General features: G+C 29.1%; 17 protein-coding genes and 1 tRNA gene. 13 read left to right on the forward strand and 5 right to left on the reverse strand.

Annotated features, from left to right (window positions below; all coding sequences use genetic code 11):
* Nucleotides 1-161: 161 nt before the first annotated feature.
* Nucleotides 162-1097 carry a citrulline utilization hydrolase CtlX gene (ctlX, locus tag SHK09_RS08105; protein ID WP_319810260.1) on the forward strand — a complete coding sequence of 312 codons (936 nt, stop codon included), beginning with the start codon at nucleotides 162-164 and terminating at the stop codon, nucleotides 1095-1097.
* Between the two features lie 43 nt (nucleotides 1098-1140).
* The gene (locus SHK09_RS08110) at nucleotides 1141-1812 is read left to right on the forward strand and encodes a PrsW family intramembrane metalloprotease (protein ID WP_319810261.1); all 672 of its coding nucleotides are present in this window, start codon (nucleotides 1141-1143) and stop codon (nucleotides 1810-1812) included.
* Between the two features lie 3 nt (nucleotides 1813-1815).
* On the opposite strand, the gene pafA is transcribed toward SHK09_RS08110, so the two are convergent.
* The gene (gene pafA, locus SHK09_RS08115) at nucleotides 1816-3456 is read right to left on the reverse strand and encodes an alkaline phosphatase PafA (RefSeq protein WP_319810262.1); all 1641 of its coding nucleotides are present in this window, start codon (nucleotides 3454-3456) and stop codon (nucleotides 1816-1818) included.
* A 110-nt stretch (nucleotides 3457-3566) separates the two neighbouring features.
* Here pafA and SHK09_RS08120 point away from each other — a divergent pair, with 110 nt between their 5' ends.
* The 5 genes from SHK09_RS08120 to SHK09_RS08140 all read left to right on the forward strand — a co-directional run bounded on the left by SHK09_RS08120 (nucleotide 3567) and on the right by SHK09_RS08140 (nucleotide 7388).
* Nucleotides 3567-4307: an ABC transporter permease gene (locus SHK09_RS08120; RefSeq protein ID WP_319810263.1), complete on the forward strand. Its 741-nt coding sequence runs from the start codon at nucleotides 3567-3569 to the stop codon at nucleotides 4305-4307.
* 3 nt (nucleotides 4308-4310) lie between these two features.
* Nucleotides 4311-5078, forward strand: coding sequence for an ABC transporter ATP-binding protein (locus SHK09_RS08125; protein ID WP_319810264.1), 768 nt, complete (start codon nucleotides 4311-4313; stop codon nucleotides 5076-5078).
* A 61-nt stretch (nucleotides 5079-5139) separates the two neighbouring features.
* Nucleotides 5140-5212 (forward strand) — tRNA-Lys (locus SHK09_RS08130).
* A 144-nt stretch (nucleotides 5213-5356) separates the two neighbouring features.
* A complete protein-coding gene (locus tag SHK09_RS08135; RefSeq protein ID WP_319810265.1) occupies nucleotides 5357-5854 on the forward strand; it encodes a CIA30 family protein in 498 nt (165 codons plus the stop codon).
* Between the two features lie 61 nt (nucleotides 5855-5915).
* Nucleotides 5916-7388 (forward strand): DUF389 domain-containing protein, encoded by a 1473-nt coding sequence (locus SHK09_RS08140; protein WP_319810266.1) that lies wholly within the window; start codon nucleotides 5916-5918, stop codon nucleotides 7386-7388.
* Between the two features lie 48 nt (nucleotides 7389-7436).
* Here the strand turns inward: SHK09_RS08140 and SHK09_RS08145 are convergent, their stop codons facing one another.
* Nucleotides 7437-8030: a SprT-like domain-containing protein gene (locus tag SHK09_RS08145; protein ID WP_319810267.1), complete on the reverse strand. Its 594-nt coding sequence runs from the start codon at nucleotides 8028-8030 to the stop codon at nucleotides 7437-7439.
* Between the two features lie 20 nt (nucleotides 8031-8050).
* Nucleotides 8051-8731 carry an SDR family oxidoreductase gene (locus SHK09_RS08150; RefSeq protein WP_319810268.1) on the reverse strand — a complete coding sequence of 227 codons (681 nt, stop codon included), beginning with the start codon at nucleotides 8729-8731 and terminating at the stop codon, nucleotides 8051-8053.
* A 64-nt stretch (nucleotides 8732-8795) separates the two neighbouring features.
* Between SHK09_RS08150 and SHK09_RS08155 the strand changes: the two genes are divergently transcribed.
* On the forward strand, nucleotides 8796-10079 hold the full coding sequence (locus SHK09_RS08155) for a metal-dependent hydrolase family protein (protein WP_319810269.1): 1284 nt from the start codon (nucleotides 8796-8798) through the stop codon (nucleotides 10077-10079).
* Nucleotides 10080-10146: 67 nt separating this feature from the next.
* Complete coding sequence (locus tag SHK09_RS08160) at nucleotides 10147-11163, forward strand: hypothetical protein (RefSeq protein WP_319810270.1); 1017 nt, start codon at nucleotides 10147-10149, stop codon at nucleotides 11161-11163.
* On the opposite strand, the gene SHK09_RS08165 is transcribed toward SHK09_RS08160, so the two are convergent.
* Both SHK09_RS08165 and SHK09_RS08170 read right to left on the reverse strand, forming a co-directional pair.
* Nucleotides 11153-12667, reverse strand: coding sequence for a hypothetical protein (locus SHK09_RS08165; protein WP_319810271.1), 1515 nt, complete (start codon nucleotides 12665-12667; stop codon nucleotides 11153-11155). The genes SHK09_RS08160 and SHK09_RS08165 overlap by 11 nt on opposite strands.
* A gap of 84 nt (nucleotides 12668-12751) precedes the next feature.
* Entirely contained in the window at nucleotides 12752-13792 is a 1041-nt protein-coding gene (locus SHK09_RS08170) for a glutaminyl-peptide cyclotransferase (protein WP_319810272.1), read from the reverse strand.
* Between the two features lie 253 nt (nucleotides 13793-14045).
* Between SHK09_RS08170 and SHK09_RS08175 the strand changes: the two genes are divergently transcribed.
* The 4 genes from SHK09_RS08175 (at nucleotide 14046) to SHK09_RS08190 (ending at nucleotide 17513) form a co-directional block, all read left to right on the forward strand.
* Nucleotides 14046-14300: a type B 50S ribosomal protein L31 gene (locus SHK09_RS08175; RefSeq protein WP_319810273.1), complete on the forward strand. Its 255-nt coding sequence runs from the start codon at nucleotides 14046-14048 to the stop codon at nucleotides 14298-14300.
* 272 nt (nucleotides 14301-14572) lie between these two features.
* The gene (locus SHK09_RS08180) at nucleotides 14573-16084 is read left to right on the forward strand and encodes an FMN-binding glutamate synthase family protein (RefSeq protein WP_319810274.1); all 1512 of its coding nucleotides are present in this window, start codon (nucleotides 14573-14575) and stop codon (nucleotides 16082-16084) included.
* A 14-nt stretch (nucleotides 16085-16098) separates the two neighbouring features.
* Complete coding sequence (locus tag SHK09_RS08185; protein WP_319810275.1) at nucleotides 16099-17064, forward strand: YpdA family putative bacillithiol disulfide reductase; 966 nt, start codon at nucleotides 16099-16101, stop codon at nucleotides 17062-17064.
* A 161-nt stretch (nucleotides 17065-17225) separates the two neighbouring features.
* Entirely contained in the window at nucleotides 17226-17513 is a 288-nt protein-coding gene (locus tag SHK09_RS08190; protein ID WP_319810276.1) for a hypothetical protein, read from the forward strand.
* The last annotated feature ends 2 nt before the right edge of the window (nucleotides 17514-17515 follow it).

Below are 17515 nucleotides of genomic sequence, written 5' to 3' on the forward strand. Positions count from 1 at the left end.
AAATTGCTTTACTATTGTTTAATAATACTTTCATTATTTAAATAATAAAACTCATATTAATACTTAGTTTTTAGACCGTTTCCTAAAAAAGGAAACGGTTTTTTGCTAAAATGAGTATTCTATAAAAATATGTGTTTATCTTTGTAAAATATTTAAAAAAGATGCAACAAACTACAAATACTATATTAATGATTCGTCCTATTAATTTTAGGAAGAATGAACAAACAGCTGTAAATAATTATTTTCAAGAAGACCTTGATTTAAAAAATGCTGAAATCAATAAAAAAGCCCAAGAAGAATTTGACAGATTTGTTTTCAAATTAAAAAGTTTTGGTGTTGAAGTTGTAGTTGTTTCAGACACCAATACATCTGATACACCTGATTCTATTTTTCCTAATAATTGGATTTCTTTTCATTCTGACGGAACAGTAGGTCTGTACCCAATGTTTGCAGAGAATAGACGTTTAGAAAGAAGAGATGATATTCTTAATGAGTTAGAAAAAAATGATTTTCTTATAGAAAACGTAGTAGATTACACTTCTGCGGAAGAAGAAGAATTATTTTTAGAAGGTACAGGAAGTATTATTTTAGATAGAGTAAATAAAAAAGCATATTGTGCCTTATCTGCGCGTGCAGATGAAGACTTGTTTATAGAATTCTGTGAAGATTTTGAATATACACCAGTTGTTTTTAACGCGAATCAAACGGTTAAAGGAGATAGAGAATCTATTTATCACACAAACGTTATGATGTGTATTGCAGAAACTTTTGCGGTAATTTGTTTAGCTTCTATTGATGATAAATCTGAAAGAAAAAATGTCTTAAAGCATTTAAAAGAAGATGGTAAACAAGTAATTGATATAACTGAAGCTCAAATGCATAGTTTTGCTGGAAATATGTTGCAGGTTCGTGGTGAAAACGATGAATTGTTTTTAGTTATGAGTAAAGCTGCTCATGATTGTCTAACAGAAAGTCAAGTTTCGAAAATAAATAACCATTGTAAAATTATTTCTAGTTCTTTAGAAACAATAGAAACTTGTGGTGGTGGAAGTGCACGTTGTATGATGGCAGAAGTTTTTCTACCAAAAGTTAACTAAGCATTAAAGAAAGGTGTAAAAACCTTTTTTTTATATTTATAAAATGAATTTATTACTATTAGCTATAGCGCCTGTTACAATTCTTATTCTTTATATTTATTTTAAAGATAAATATGAAAAAGAACCAATAGGCGTTTTAACTAAAAGTTTTTTATTAGGTGCAACAGTAAGTATTATTTTAACTTTTATCTTAGGTTATATTGCATCAATCTTTATCCCTTTAACAGACCCCAAAAGTGTTTTTCAACAATTTTTAAAAGCCTTCTTTGTAGTTGCTTTAGTAGAAGAGTTCTCTAAATATATTATTGTTAGATTTTACGCACAAAGAAATAAAGAATTTAACGAACCTTTTGATGGTATTGTATATTCTGTAATGGTTTCTATGGGATTTGCTGCCCTAGAAAATGTATTATACACTTTTCAATATGGAGCAGCAACAGGATTAACTAGAGCATTTACAGCAGTACCTGCACATGCCACTTTTGGTATTTTAATGGGGTTTTTAATGGGGAAAGCAAAGTTTTCTAATAACAGAATTATGCTTAACCTATTAGGTCTTTTACTGGCAACTCTATTTCATGGTGCCTATGACTTTTTCTTATTTATAAACTTTATTCCAGGTATTTCTATTGGTGCATTTATTTCTTTAATAATAGGAATTGTACTTTCAAAAAAAGCAATAAAAAAACATCAAAATAATTCAGTTTTTAAATAATTGTTATTTCTCTAAAACTTCTTCAATTACTATTCCAGATGTTCCATTAGGAGCTTCTATTTTTAATAAATTAGAAATAGTAGGAGCTATATCTATTATATCATATTTTTTAGATGATCTTCCTTTTTTAATTCCGTTTCCGTAGAAAATAATAGGAACATGCGTGTCATAAGAATAACCAGAACCATGACTAGTACCTTTTCTACTACTTATTAATGTTGCTGGAAAAGGAATCATTAAAACATCTCCAGAGAATTTCTGATTGTATCCGTTTTGTAGAGAATTCATAATACCGTCTGTAAAATTTGTAGTCTGTAAAGTTCTTGCAGTAACAGCTTTGTAAACTTTATCAAAATTCATAATTTCATCAGCTAATTTCTGAGCCACTTTTTCTTTATTTAAACCTAAAGATTCAATTTTTTCTTTATCTAAAAAAATCTGATAATTAGATACATTTTCTATCAATTCTTTAGAATTAAAGTACTTCTGTGTAATATTTAAGACATAATCTCTAAACTTTTTAGTATCCATGTAATGAGCAGGAATTTTTAAAGATTGTAAATAAGAAGGTGCATGAACAGCTGCATGATCTGCAGTTAAGAATAAAGTATAGTTTCCTTTACCAACTTCCGCATCTAAAAAGCTAAAAAAGTCTGCTAAATCTTTATCTAAACGTAAATAAGTGTCTTCTGTTTCAACAGCAGAGACACCATATCTATGGCCAACATAATCTGTAGCAGAAAAACTTACTGTTAAAAAATCTGTAAACTTAGTTTTTCCTAATTGTTCACCTTTAATTACTGCTTTGGCAAAATCTACTGTATATGTGTTTCCTGCAGGTATTGTTTTTATTAGATTATAATTTCCATTTTGCGCTCTTAATTTTTTTAAATCCTTCGGAAAAATAGGCTTCTCTTGTCCATTTAGATTCTTTTCAAAAATATTATCATCAGTTCTACTTTGTGTGTATGTTTTAATATCATATAAAGTTTCCCAAGTACTGTTTAGGTAGTCATCTGCTTTATTATTGGTATTAAACTCTGTTACCCAACTTGGTAATTCATCCATATAAAATGAACTTGTAATCCATTGATTTTTATTACTACCATCATACCAATAAGCAGCATTTGCAGTGTGGCCAACAGGTAAAATAGCAGATCTATCTTTAATTGAAATACCTATAGTTTTACCTTGCATGTTTTGTGCTAAATGTAATTGGTCTGTAACTGTAGTCGTATACAATCTATGTGGAGATTTTTTACCAACGTTACCTTCATTACCAATAGTTTTATAGTTTGAATCATCTACACAATAAATGCTTTCTTTTAAAGATTTATCGTACCAATTATTAGAAATAATACCGTGGTTACTTGGTGTTGTACCTGTAAATATTGAAGTATGCCCAACCGCAGTATAAGTTGGTATGTAGTTGTAGTGTGCATTTTCTAATGAAAAGCCATCATTTAATATTCTATTAAAACCACCTTCTTGGTATCTATCTGCAAAACGAGTTAAATAATCATACCTCATTTGATCTATAACAATACCAATTACTAACTTTGGTTTTTTTATTTTTACTTCAGTATTATTACAATTAGAAAATAAGATAATTGAAGCTAATAAGTAGAAAATTGCTTTTTTCATTATTGGAAAATAATTTAATTTTCATCAAAAGTAATTATTTTTTGTTTTGATATGTGATTATTAACATTCAATTAATGATATTTTAATACTTTAGCTTAAAATTAGTTTGAATGACGTATTTAGAACATGTAGGTAAGTATTTTATGATGTTGGGGCGTGTTTTTCGGAAACCACAAAAAGGACGCATTTTTTACCAAGCTCTAATGAAGGAAATAGATGATTTAGGTATAAAATCTTTAGGGATTATTATGTTTATTTCTTTTTTTATTGGTGGTGTAATAGCATTACAGACAGCATTAAATTTAGATAGCCCTTTTATACCAGACTCTTTAATAGGTTTTGCGGCAAAAAGGTCTATTATTTTAGAATTTGCACCAACTTTTTGTTGTATCATTTTAGCAGGTAAAGTAGGTTCGTATATTACCTCTAGTATAGGTACAATGCGTGTTACAGAGCAAATAGATGCTTTAGAAGTTATGGGAATAAATTCTCTTAATTTTTTAGTATTACCAAAAATATTAGCAGCTTTATTCTTTTATCCGTTCTTAATTACTTTGGCTATGGTTTTAGGTATTTTTGGCGGATGGATAGCAGGTGTACTTTCTGGTTTATTTTCTGGAGCAGATTATATTACAGGAATTCAAACAGACTTTAAGCCATTTCTAATTGTTTATGCTTTAATAAAAACACTAATTTTCTCTTTCTTAATATCTACTGTGCCTTCTTATCATGGGTATTATGTAAAAGGAGGTTCTATAGCTGTTGGTAGAGCTAGTACGCAAGCTGTAGTTTGGACAACCATTTTAATTGTAATAGCTAATTATTTTCTAACTCAAATGTTGTTAACTTAATTTATGATAGAAGTTAAAAATTTACACAAAGGTTTTAATGGAGTAGAAGTTTTAAAAGGAATTTCTACAACTTTTCTACCAGGAAAAACAAATCTTATTATTGGGCAAAGTGGTTCTGGAAAAACAGTTTTTTTAAAATCTCTAATTGGTTTACATGTTCCAGAAAAAGGTACTGTTTCTTTTGATGGAAGAATAAATACAGACTTTTCTCAAGAGCAAAAGATGCAATGGAGACAAGAAATTGGTATGGTTTTTCAAGGAAGTGCATTGTTTGATTCTCAAACAGTAGAAGAAAATGTAATGTTTCCTCTAAAAATGTTTACAAAAAGTTCACAGTCTGAAATGTTAGATCGTGTTAATGCGGTTTTAAAACGCGTTAACTTAGAGAATTCAAATACTAAGTTGCCTGCAGAGTTATCTGGAGGTATGCAAAAGAGGGTTGCTATTGCAAGAGCAATAGTAATGAATCCTAAATATTTGTTTTGTGATGAGCCAAATTCTGGTTTAGATCCTCAAACTGCAATTGTAATAGATAATTTAATTCAAGAAATTACAGATGAGTATAAAATTACAACTGTAATAAATACGCACGATATGAACTCTGTAATTGAAATTGGCCAAAAAATAGTTTTTTTAAATAAAGGTGTTAAAGCATGGGAGGGAACAAGTGAAGATATATTTTCTACTGATAATGAAGCAGTTGTGAGTTTTGTTTATTCTTCAAATTTATTAAAAAAAGTAAGAGAGGTATATTTAAATGAAAAAAAATAAAAAAAGCTTGTTTTATTTAAAATAAGGTGTATATTTGCAGCCGCTAAGGAAAACAAATAATGACCTGGTAGCTCAGTTGGTAGAGCATCTCCCTTTTAAGGAGAGGGTCCTGGGTTCGAGCCCCAGCCCGGTCACTTTAAATTAAACTCCACACATTTGTGTGGAGTTTTTTATTTAACATACTTTCTAACATAAAATAAGTTTTTAATAATAAATTTGACTCATAATTTCTTTAAGTTATGAATAGGCTCTATTTTATATTTATTTCAATCTTTTTTATGAACACAACAAACCAAGTAATTTTCGATTTTAATCTAAATTCAAATATATCTAATTGGCAAGTTGTAGATGATGCCGTTATGGGAGGAGAATCTAGTGGGAACTTCAAAATTAATAAAGAAGGTTTCGGTGAGTTTTACGGAAAGGTGTCTTTAGAAAATAATGGTGGTTTTTCATTATTAAGATATCGTTTTTCTTTAATAAAGGTTAGAGAATTTAAAGAGGTAGTTATAAGAGTTAAAGGAGATGGTAAGAAGTATCAATTTAGAGTTAAAGATGCAATTAGTAATTCTCATTCTTTTATTTCTAATTTTGAAACTAATGGCACGTGGCAAGTAATTAAAATTAAGCTTTCAGACATGTATCCTGCCTTTAGGGGAAGAGAATTGTCTATAGGAAACTTCTCATCAGAATATATAGAAGAGATAGCTTTTTTAATAGGGAATAAGACTACAGAAAACTTTGCTTTAAAGATTGACAATATTTATCTTCAATAATTTATTATTTTAGTTTCAATTTAGTTTTTTTGTATCTTTCCCAAGTTCAAAATAACCAAATATGGAAGAAGATATTAAAAAAGATATAACTGCTAATTCTACAGAAGAATCTAAGCAGAACGTTCAGGAGGATGCAAAAGGTTTACTAGAAAGTATAAAGAAGTTTCTTATCGAGCTTTTTGATTTTAGACACGATACAGATCATGAGGCTACTATAGAAGCCATAAAAGCAGATATCCCTTTTAAAGGAGCTACTGCATGGATTCTTATTTTCGCAGTCTTTGTGGCGTCTATTGGGTTAAATGCCAATTCTACAGCAGTTGTTATTGGAGCCATGTTAATATCGCCTTTAATGGGGCCAATTTTAGGTATTGGAATGTCTTTTGCTTTAAATGATATAGAAACATTTAAGAAATCATTAATAAACTTAGGAACCATGATTGGGTTAAGTTTATTTGCTTCATTTTTGTTCTTTTATTTCTTTCCTTTGAGTGAAGATAACTCAGAATTATTAGGGCGTGTTAGTCCAGATATACGAGATGTTTTAATTGCTTTTTTTGGTGGTTTAGCACTAATGGTTGCTAGAACTAAAAAAGGTACTATAGCATCTGTAATTTTTGGTGTTGCAATTGCTACAGCTTTAATGCCACCTTTATGTACTGCAGGGTATGGTTTGTCTAAAGGAAATTTTTCTTACTTTTTTGGAGCTATGTATTTATTTACAATTAATACAATTTTTATAGCCTTGGCAGCTTTTTTAGTTTTAAAACTATTAAATTTTCCAATGCATAAGTATGCAAATGCCGCTAAAAGAAAAAGATACTCTACAATTGCAACAGTAGTTGGTGTAGCAGTTATGATTCCTGCTATTTTTACATTTATAACTGTTTTTAAAGAAAATCAAGTTAAAACTCAAGTAAATAATTTTATTAAAAATGAAATAAAAGTTATTAAGAATTTTCAATTAATGGATGATTCTTATAGTTTTGATGAGAAAGAGATTAATTTAAGTTTCTTTAATGAAGTAACAGAAGGAGAAGAGAACATATTAAATAATCAATTAATTAATAATATTAATTATGCGAAAATTAAAGATTTTAAAATAAAAATTAAAGGGAGTGATACAAAGAGTTTTTCTTTAATAACAACTGCATACCAAGAAAAGAGAGAAGAGTTGCAAGAAAGTAAGAATATTGTTGCTGGCTTACAGAAGCAAATTGCCGGTTTAGAAGAAACTATTTCTAGTTTAAATAATAGAATAGAGCAAGATGCTAAAAGTAAAAATCAGAATGTAATTGCTTTTAGTAGAATAGCTAAAGATGCAAAAATTAGATATGTAGATATCGAAGAAATTGGTTTTGCTAGTATATTATCTTCTAAAGATTTTATAAAAATTGATACGATTCCTGTAGCAACTATAAAATGGAACTTTAAATTACCAGATAGTATTATAGCGCCAAAAGAAAGAGAACTAAGAAGTTGGCTTCAAAAAGAAATGGAATTAGATACACTCTTTATAAAAAGAGATAGATAGAAAAAAAGCTCCTGAAAAGGAGCTTTTTTTCTAATATTATTTTAATAATTACCTGTCGTAAGATTTTACTTCTACATTCTGGTTAAAAAGATATGTTTTTTTATCTGCCATACACAAACACTCATAACGAGTTCTTCTTTTATTTCCTCTTTTATATATAACGTCTTTAAATATAAAAAGGCCTCCAAAAGGAATATCGAAAATAAAGTTTTTCCCTGTTTCAGCTACATTTCCTCGTAAAGCTAAAGATAAATTTACATCTGTATCTGTACTCGCTTTTGGGTTCTTTAAGTAGTGTGCTAAATAAGGTAGTATTTCTTTCGGATAAATATTAGGATTCAAAAAGGGTAGCATTAAATGTTGAAAAACAGCTTTCCATTCTTTTCCATGAGGAAGTACTCTTCCGAATTTTTGATGCGTTACATGATGTGCTATTTCGTGAACTAAAGTTAATAAAAACTGATATTTATTAAGATTATTATTAACTGTTATCTGAAACTTTCCGTTTGGTAAACTTCTAAAATCACCGTGTTTTGAAGCACGTTGTTCTACAATTTTTAAAGTAAAATTATGTTCATTAATAAGAAATTCCAAAAAAGGAATTGCTTTCTGAGGTATGTAATTTTGATAGTTTGAATCCAATTCTTTAATTTACTTAATACTTATGGTGTTGAAGAAGAAACTTGCAACACTTTTCCGTTATAAAACTTATTTCCTGTTAGTGCAAAGTTAAATAAATAATCTGCCATTTCTACTGCAGAAAGTGGTGCTTGATATCCAGGGAAAGCTTCTTCTAGCATTTCTGTTTGTACAGCTCCTAGAGCCAAAACATTAAACGCAATTTGTTGCTCTTTATATTCTTCTGCTAATAATTCTGATAAAGTTATTACTGCTCCTTTTGCAGAAGAATATGCCGCTAAACCAGGAAACTTCATGCTTCCTTGAACTCCTCCCATAGAACTTATAGTAACTACATGACTTCCTTTTTGTAAAAACGGAATCATTAATTTTGTTACCTCTGCAACGGCAAAAACATTTACTTTATATACTTCTAAAAAATCATCCGAAGATAATTCTGTAAAGGGTTTGTTAATTAATTTTCCTGCATTATTTATTAAAATATCAACTTTCTTCCAAGTATCTTTTACAAAATTAGATACTTTAATTAAGTCATCAGTATTAGAAATATCAACAGATAGAACAGTAATATTTTTGTGGTTTATTGCAGATAAAGGTTCTGTATTTCTAGAAAGAGCTAAAACTTTATGACCGTTTTCTGCAAACTGTTTTGCAAGTTCAAAACCAATTCCTCTACTTGTTCCTGTAATAACTACGTTTTTCATTCTTTTCATTTAAAAGCAGCAAATTAGGTATTTTTTCATACATTTAAAGACAAAATAGATACAAATGAAGAAAATATTTTTGCTTTTTATAACCGTATTTTTTATACAGAATTTTATGGCGCAAACTACTTATATTTTATGTGGAAAATTATTAGATACTAAATCTGGAAAAATAGAAGCTAAAAAAACCATTATTATAAAAGAAAATAAAATTTATAAAGTAATGGATGGCTACGTTTCGCCAAAGAGTGCAACGGCTTTAACTATAGATTTAAAAGATAAAATTGTAATGGCTGGTTTAATTGATTTTCATGTTCATATAGAACAAGAGTTTGATAGAAATACAAGGTTAAATAATTATATTTTAAATGAAGCAGATGTTGCGTTTAATTCTGTAGGTTTTGCTAAAACTACACTTTTAAATGGTTTTACAACAGTAAGAGATTTAGGAGGAACTGGTGTTAATATATCTATTAGAAATGCAATTAATGCAGGTAAAATTATAGGCCCAAGAGTTTTTACGGCTGGTAAATCTTTAGCAACAACTGGTGGTCATGCAGATCCAACAAACGGAAGTAGTAGAGTATTAATTGGTAATCCTGGACCCAAAGAAGGTGTTGTAAATTCTGTAGAAGATGCAAAAAAAGCAGTTAGGCAACGTTATAAAAATGGTGCAGATTGTATAAAAATAACGGCAACTGGTGGCGTTTTAAGTGTTGCTAAATCTGGTGATAATCCGCAATTTACAATTGAAGAGATAAAGGCAATTTGTGAAACGGCAAAAGATTACGGAATGCACGTTGCAGCTCATGCGCATGGAGATGAAGGAATGAGGAGAGCTATTGTTGGTGGTGTAAAAACTATTGAACATGGTACATATATGAGTTCTGAAACTATGGAATTAATGAAAAAACATGACGCATATTTAGTACCAACAATTACAGCGGGTAAAGAAGTAGAGGAGAAAGCAAAAATAGCTGGTTTTTATCCTGCAATTGTTGTTCCTAAAGCGCTAGCTGTTGGGCCACAAATTCAAGGAACTTTTGCAAAAGCATATAAAAAAGGTGTAGGAATTGCCTTTGGTACAGATGCAGGTGTTTTTAAACATGGTAACAATGGTAAAGAATTTGGTTTTATGGTAGAAGCTGGAATGCCAGCAATAGAAACAATACAATCTGCAACAATTACAAATGCAATGTTGTTGAACATGGAAAATGAAATAGGACAAATTCAAAAAGGTTTTTTTGCAGATATTATTGCAGTTGATGATGATCCAATAAAAAATATTTCAACAATGGAAAACGTGGTTTTTGTAATGAAAAATGGTGTAGTTTATAAACAAAAATAGTGCTTAGAAAGTGTAACTAAACAGCTAGTAAAGCTACTAATACTTTAGAGTATATAATATTTTTTTTATGATTGGTAAAATTAATTTCAGAAGTAATATTGTTGTTTTCGGTATTCCGTTATTAATGTTTTTATCTTTAATAGCAATTACAAAAAGTTCTAATCTTGTTTCAGAAATTTCATTATTTGTACTTATAGACTTGTTAATAATAATTCCTTTTGTCTACTTTTTATTAATTAGGCATAAAGAAATTTCTAATAAAACAATAATTGTTGTTGCTTTGTTAGGTTTTTTTATTGCGGGTTTTATTCTTCCTAAAGAAAATCTAAGGATTTTAAATTCTATAAAAATTTATGTATTACCCTTCATTGAGGTTTTAGTGTTATTTTTTGTACTGATAAAAAGTAGGAGAGCATTAAAAAAAGTAAAAGAAAGTAAAAATAATTCTTTAGATTTTTATGAGACAGTTCAAATTGTTTGTGCTAAAATAGTGCCTCAAAGTATAGGGAATATTTTAGCTGCTGAAATTTCTGTTATTTATTATAGTATTTTTAATTGGAGAAAGAGGAAGTTAAATGAAAATGAGTTTTCTTATCATAAAGAAAGTACAGCAAATAGTGTGATTTTAGGTTTTTTATTGGTTATTATTGTAGAGATGTTTGTAACACATTCTATGATGAAAATGGGTAATAACAAAGGAACATTTGTTTTAACAGCCTTAAGTATTTATACATTTTTACAAATATTAGCACTTTTAAAATCTTTATCTAGAAGGCCAATTTTTATAGATTTGAAAAAGGAACAAGTAGTTTTAAAATTTGGCATTTTAGCAAATGCAACTATTCCTTTTAAAACAATTAAAGAAATAGAGGTTTCTACAAAAGAATTTTCAGAAAAATCTCCTATAAAATACTTTTCTCCATTAGGAAATTCAGCAGGACATAATGTAATTATTCATCTTAATAAAGAAATAAAATTTGAAAGCTTTTACGGGTTTAAAAAGAAAGCAACCTCTTTGGCTATTTTTATAGATGCTAAAAACGAATTTGTAAATTTAATTAAGAAAGAAATGATTAATCATTAAAAATAATATGCTGGTAGGCACCAATATCCGGATTTGTACTTCTATCGATTCCTAAAAGATCTAATGTAAAGGGTGTTGTAATTGCTTTATTTATAGCGTCACTATCTGTGCCAATAATAAAATCGCTGTTTCGAGTGTCTCTAAAATTAGCAATTCCATTTAAGATAATGCTGCTATAATTTGTGTTGTTCGCAAAATCTACTTCAGCAACGCCATCAAAAGAATTACTAGAATCGTTAAATTTAATCATACTATTTTTTACAGAGTAGTTGAATAAACCACCACCATCAACTTTATCAATTATTAATTCGATATTATTATTTCCATCAAAAATACAATTGGTAAAATTTGCAGCATTTAAATTTCGTGTTTCTATAATTTCTTGGCCAGCATCATTATTATAAACAAAGAAGTTGTTTACTAAAACGGCTGGTAATTGTCTAATTCCGCTATTCCAGTAATTCGCAAAAGTACTATGTGTAAAATTATAAGTTCCACCAACTGTAGCTGCTAAAGAAGCTTGTCCTGCAGAGCCAATAACTACGTTGTTTGCTTCGATATTTGTTTCTCTAGCAAGAATACCAAAATTAGAGTGGTTGTAAATTTCTGTGTTTTCTAATTTTAAAGTAGGCGTAGAGGTTGTGCCAATGCTATCAATTAAAATACCAATAATTCCATTTTTAATTTGTGCATGTTTAATTTCATTGTCTTTACTGCCTGCACGCATCCAAATTGTTCCCCATTGTCCAGGAATTTGACTAAAACTATTTTCTAATCGATCCCCTTCAAATATCACTTTTTCAGTAAGTGTTCCGTTTACTTTTAAAGTAGCTTTGTTATCTACAATTAAACCAGAGTTATCATGAAAATGAACTCTTGCGCCTGCTTCTATAGTTAATGTCTTATTTGTAGGAATTGCAGCATAACCATAAATAACCGTTGGTTTTGTTTTTGTGAAGAGAAGTTCTGTATCTGTTAAAAATCGTCCTTTAATAGTAGTTGGTTGGCCGTCTAAAGTTAAACTGTCAATCTTCATAGAGATGGCATCTTTTCCTGGAAAGATAAAATTAGCATCTTCTACTAAAGTTACCAAGTCTACATCTTGTAATTTATCTCCATTATCAAACAAAATACGATCTGTGTATAATGGGTTTGGTTCATTTGTAACATTTACTGTTGTTTCAATAAAAACAAAAATGCTGTCTTTTGCAAGAATATCAATATCATTAAATTCTTTTCCAGGAATTCCATCAACATTTAATCTGTAACTAGATGATGTTCCTTTTTCTAATTGAATTCTAGGAATTGTAATTGCATTATTACCTCTATTATATACCTTTAAGTTATATGTAGCAGAGCCAATATTTGTAAAAACGGTATCTAAAAAAACAGTGTCTTTAGAGAATTCTAAGCTACCAAAGCTTTGTATCGTAGAAAAATCTTTTCTACAAGAACTTATAGAAATAAGGGCAATACAAATAATAAATGTAATAAAATAGCGCATAAGTTTAATCTCTTTCTCTTTTTCTCGAAATGGCGAAAATACTTGAGAGTTTATTTATAAAAATAGAACTTTTAAAAGTAAGGTTTATTGTTTTATCAATTCTATTTCAAACAATTTACCCCAATGTTTACCTGTAACGAATAATCTATTGTTTTCTGCATCGTAAGCAATACCATTTAAAACTTCATCATTGGCAGCTAATTTTTGCGTTTTAGCCATTTCCTTTTCTAGACCTCTTAAGTCTCCAAGACCTTCTACAATACCTGTCTTTGCATCTATTATTGCAATAGTATTTTTTTGATATTTGTTTGCGTAAATCTTACCATTTACTAATTCTAGTTCATTTAAATAATTAACAGAACGGTCGTTAGTGTAAACTTGTATCGAACGTTTTTCTTGCAAAGTTTCTGGGTCTAAAAACCAAATTTTATCAGATCCATCAGATTTTATTAATTCGGTTTCACTGTGCGTTAAACCCCAACCTTCTTTACTTTTGTTGTAAGCAAATTCTTTTTCTAGTTTAAAAGTTTCTAAATCATAGACAAAACCTTTTTTATTTTCCCAAGTTAACCATATAATTTTATTGTTTACAATTGTCATTCCTTCACCAAAATACTTTTTATCAAGAGATGCTTCTTGTAGAACTTTACCTGTTTTAATAGCAACTTTTCTAAGTTTAGATTCTCCTCTATGCCCTGTAGTTTCATATAAGAAGCCATTGTAATATTCTAAACCTTGCGTGTAAGCTTTTGTGTCATGTGGGTATTCATTAATAATCTTATACTTATAAATAGCAGGTTTACTATTAGCAAACACTTCGATAAAGCTATTTTCTTTCTTCGTTTTTCCACCAAAAAAAGCCAAAGCATTAATTGCATGTTTACCAACACCTAAATCTGCTGTATTAATAGTAGTAGAATTACCCTGGCTAGCAATTTCTTTTCCGTTTACATAAAACTGAACTTTATCTACAGCTTTGTTATTTTCTTCAGTTAATTGTATTGTAATTTTCTCATTTAAAACTACTTTTTTAGGTTTCTCTAAAGAAAACTTATAAGCATCAGAACAAGAAGTTGCAAGAAGTAAAACAGTTAAAAGGGATATTAAAATAGAAAAATTCTTCATTATTTATATAGATTTCAATGTATTAGAACGTAAATATTCAAAAAAAAGACGACAAAAAACAACTTTTAACAGCTAAAAGAACCTTAAATTTGCATTTAGGTCAAATAAAAGTTATTTATTTATTTGTAAATTAAAAAATAAGGTTAAATTTGCATCCTCAAAATAGTTAATAACAGCTATTTAGAATATTGAGTAAAGCTTTACCAATTTTACTCAAAACAAACATAACATTAAAGTATTAAATATATATAAAATGAAAAAAGGAATTCATCCAGAAGATTATAGACTAATCGCTTTTAAAGACATGTCTAACGGAGACGTATTTTTAACGCGTTCTACTGCAGAGACAAAAGAAACTTTAGATGTTGATGGTGTAGAGTATCCTTTAGTAAAATTAGAGATTTCAAGAACATCTCACCCATTTTACACTGGTAAATCTAAACTTATCGATGCTGCAGGACGTATTGACAAGTTCAAAAACAAATACGCAAAATTCAAAAAAGAGTAATTCTTTTAGAATTTTAAAAATATTTAAAACTCCAACATTAATTTGTTGGAGTTTTTTATTGTTTATAATATATGCGTTTCCTTTCAGGTCGGGCTTTACACTGTATCTTTTCTTCATTTTTCAGAAAAGGATGCCGTTTCAAATGCAAAGCATTCACGATTTCAATAAAAATATAAAAGCATGAGTAATCCCTAACGCAAACTATTTGTAAGGGCTACTTCATAATTTCGTACTAAAAGAGTACTTTTATCGTCTTTAAAAAAATATAAAAAATGAGAAATACAATACTTGCTATTTTTATAGGAATCACTGTTTTATTCGGAGTCTTAGTATACTTCGTTCCACAAATAGGTACTATAATATTACTATCTATTTCTGGGTTATTAAGTATAATTGCAATTTATGATAGTTTACAAACCAAACATTCTTTGCTAAGAGCATTTCCATTAATAGCACGTTTGCGTTGGTTTTTTGAAGAAGAAAGAGATAAAATTCAGCAATATTTTATAGAAGACAATTTAAACGGTACGCCAATAAATAGAGAAAAAAGAAGTATTGTTTACCAACGTTCTAAATTAGAAAAAGAGACAGTACCTTTTGGTACACAACATGATGTTTATAAAAAAGGTTACGAGTTTGTAAAACACTCTTTGTTTCCAAAAAACCACCATCAAGTAAGTGGAGAAAGAGTTGTTTTTGGTTCTGATAAATGTGTCCAAAAATATGATAGTTCTATTATAAATATTTCTGCAATGTCTTTTGGGTCTTTAAGTAAAAATGCAATTATGGCATTAAACCAAGGGGCGAAAATGGGCGATTTTGCACATAATACTGGTGAAGGAGGAATTTCACCATATCATTTACAAGGAGGAGATTTAATTTTTCAAGTTGGTACTGGTTATTTTGGAGCAGGAAAATCTGTGGATGGTAAGCGTGTGTTTGATGATGAAATTTTTAGAGAAAATGCTATTCGCCCGGAAGTAAAAATGATAGAAATTAAATTTTCTCAAGGAGCAAAACCTGGTCATGGAGGAATTCTTCCTGCAATGAAAAACACTCCAGAAATTGCAAAAATACGTTCTGTAGAGCCAGGAACCCAAGTAGATTCACCACCAAGTCATTCTGCTTTTTCTAATTACGAAGAAATGATTGTTTTTATTCAGAAAGTAAGAGACTTATCTGGTGGTAAACCCGTAGGAATTAAACTTTGTGTGGGTAATAATGAAGAAATAGAGCAAATGATAAAAACGTTTGCAGCTGCAAATAATTATCCAGATTTTATTTCTGTAGATGGAGGTGAAGGTGGTACAGGTTCTGCGCCAATGGAATTTACTAATTATATTGGTACGCCATTAATTGAAGGTTTGGTTTTTATAAATAAACTTTTAAAAGAACACAAATTAAAAGACCAAGTAAAAATAATAGCAAGTGGTAAAGCAATAGATGCTTTCGATATTGTAAGATATTTAGCTTTGGGTGCAGATGCTGTTGGTATGGCAAGAAGTTTTATGTTAAGTTTAGGTTGTATACAAGCTAGAGAATGTAATTTAGATACGTGTCCTGTTGGTGTTGCAACCCAAGACCCAGATCTTGTAAAAGCATTGGTTGTACAGAAGAAAAATGTTAGAGTAAAAAACTATCATGATAAAACAATTATTGCTGTTAAAGAAGTTGTTGGTGCAATGGGTGTAGATGCTATTTCTGCCATAAAACCAAGTCAGGTTTTTAGAAGAAGAAAAGATGATGAGGTAGTTAGTTTAGAAGAAATTTACTACAAAGCATAAATAAAATATAGTTTATGAAAATTTTCGATATTGTTATTATTGGTTGCGGACCAATAGGAATTGCTTGTGCTTTAGAAGCAAAGAATAAAGGTTTGTCTTATGTTATTCTAGAAAAAGGACCAATAGTTAATTCTCTTTTTAATTATCCTGTAAATATGCAGTTTTTCTCTTCTTCAGAAAAATTAGAGATAGATGAAATTCCGTTTATTAGTAACGAGGCAAAACCAAGAAGAAGTGAAGCTTTAGAATATTATAGAAGAATTGCTACGTCAAATAAACTTAATATTAATTTATTTGAAAAAGTAATATCAATATCTAAAGTAGAAAGTAAGTTTACTGTTGTTTCAGAAAAAAACACTTACAGTTCTAAAAACGTAGTTATTGCTACTGGTTTTTATGATATTCCGAATACTTTAAATATCCAAGGAGAAGATTTACCAAAGGTTTCTCATTATTATAATGATCCGCATTATTATTCCGGACAAAAAGTAGTTGTTATTGGTGCAAGTAATTCTTCTGTAGATGCTGCCTTAGAATGTTATAGAAAAGGAGCAACTGTTACTATGGTAATTAGAGGAAGTGAATTAGGAGAAAGGGTAAAGTATTGGGTAAAACCAGATATTGTTAATAGAATAAAAGAAGGAAGTATTAAAGTCTACTACAACGCTACAGTTAAAGAAATTTCAAAAAATACAATTACTTTAAATACAGAAAACGGACTAGAAACTTTACAAAACGATTTTGTTTTGGCGTTAACAGGTTATAAACCGGATTTTACTTTTTTAGATCAAATTGGTGTTGGTTTTTCTAGTGATGAAAATAAGATTCCTACTTACAATGAAGCAACAATGGAAACCAATATTAAAGGGGTTTATTTAGCAGGTGTTATTTGTGGAGGAATGGATACGCATAAGTGGTTTATAGAAAATTCTCGCATTCATGCAAAAATGATTATTAAAGATATTTTAGTTAAAAAATAGATAATTAGAATTTGTTATTTGTGTTATTAATAATTTAGATTATATGTTAAATAATACTAAAATATGAAAGAAAAGTGTAAAATAATTCAATTTTAAACGACGAAATTATGGTAGCAGAACAAATATAGTTTTGTTAATGTTTAACTTATAATTTCAATAAAATGAATTCTACAATAACAGCACAATTAATAAATAAAGAACAAATTGTATTTTTAAAATTTCCAAAAGAAGAAGTTCTAGATAAAAAAGAAGCAATAAAAAATCGTTGCGCAGATTTAAAGAGAGCAATGGCTTTAGGCAATTTAGAAAGGGGTAAGGTAAATATTCTGTTTAAAGATAATTTAGGTTTAAAGAGAGTAGAAACTACTATTTGGGGTGTTACAGATGTAGCTGTTATTTTAAAGAAAAGAACAATAATTCCGTTAAGACGAATTATTAGTATAGCATAAAA

The sequence above is a fragment of the Polaribacter sp. PL03 genome, assembly GCF_033875165.1.
Taxonomy (GTDB): Bacteria; Bacteroidota; Bacteroidia; order Flavobacteriales; family Flavobacteriaceae; genus Polaribacter.

What these genes read in the sequence shown, in the direction of transcription:
- SHK09_RS08185 (WP_319810275.1), top strand. Translation starts at nt 16,099, where the DNA reads ATGAAAATTTTCGATATTGTTATTATTGGTTGCGGACCAATAGGAATT.
- SHK09_RS08175 (WP_319810273.1), top strand. Translation starts at nt 14,046, where the DNA reads ATGAAAAAAGGAATTCATCCAGAAGATTATAGACTAATCGCTTTTAAA.
- SHK09_RS08190 (WP_319810276.1), top strand. Translation starts at nt 17,226, where the DNA reads ATGAATTCTACAATAACAGCACAATTAATAAATAAAGAACAAATTGTA.
- SHK09_RS08120 (WP_319810263.1), top strand. Translation starts at nt 3,567, where the DNA reads ATGACGTATTTAGAACATGTAGGTAAGTATTTTATGATGTTGGGGCGT.
- SHK09_RS08180 (WP_319810274.1), top strand. Translation starts at nt 14,573, where the DNA reads ATGAGAAATACAATACTTGCTATTTTTATAGGAATCACTGTTTTATTC.
- SHK09_RS08140 (WP_319810266.1), top strand. Translation starts at nt 5,916, where the DNA reads ATGGAAGAAGATATTAAAAAAGATATAACTGCTAATTCTACAGAAGAA.
- SHK09_RS08170 (WP_319810272.1), bottom strand. Translation starts at nt 13,792, where the DNA reads ATGAAGAATTTTTCTATTTTAATATCCCTTTTAACTGTTTTACTTCTT.
- pafA (WP_319810262.1), bottom strand. Translation starts at nt 3,456, where the DNA reads ATGAAAAAAGCAATTTTCTACTTATTAGCTTCAATTATCTTATTTTCT.
- SHK09_RS08155 (WP_319810269.1), top strand. Translation starts at nt 8,796, where the DNA reads ATGAAGAAAATATTTTTGCTTTTTATAACCGTATTTTTTATACAGAAT.
- SHK09_RS08160 (WP_319810270.1), top strand. Translation starts at nt 10,147, where the DNA reads ATGATTGGTAAAATTAATTTCAGAAGTAATATTGTTGTTTTCGGTATT.
- SHK09_RS08135 (WP_319810265.1), top strand. Translation starts at nt 5,357, where the DNA reads ATGAACACAACAAACCAAGTAATTTTCGATTTTAATCTAAATTCAAAT.
- ctlX (WP_319810260.1), top strand. Translation starts at nt 162, where the DNA reads ATGCAACAAACTACAAATACTATATTAATGATTCGTCCTATTAATTTT.
- SHK09_RS08110 (WP_319810261.1), top strand. Translation starts at nt 1,141, where the DNA reads ATGAATTTATTACTATTAGCTATAGCGCCTGTTACAATTCTTATTCTT.
- SHK09_RS08150 (WP_319810268.1), bottom strand. Translation starts at nt 8,731, where the DNA reads ATGAAAAACGTAGTTATTACAGGAACAAGTAGAGGAATTGGTTTTGAA.
- SHK09_RS08165 (WP_319810271.1), bottom strand. Translation starts at nt 12,667, where the DNA reads ATGCGCTATTTTATTACATTTATTATTTGTATTGCCCTTATTTCTATA.
- SHK09_RS08125 (WP_319810264.1), top strand. Translation starts at nt 4,311, where the DNA reads ATGATAGAAGTTAAAAATTTACACAAAGGTTTTAATGGAGTAGAAGTT.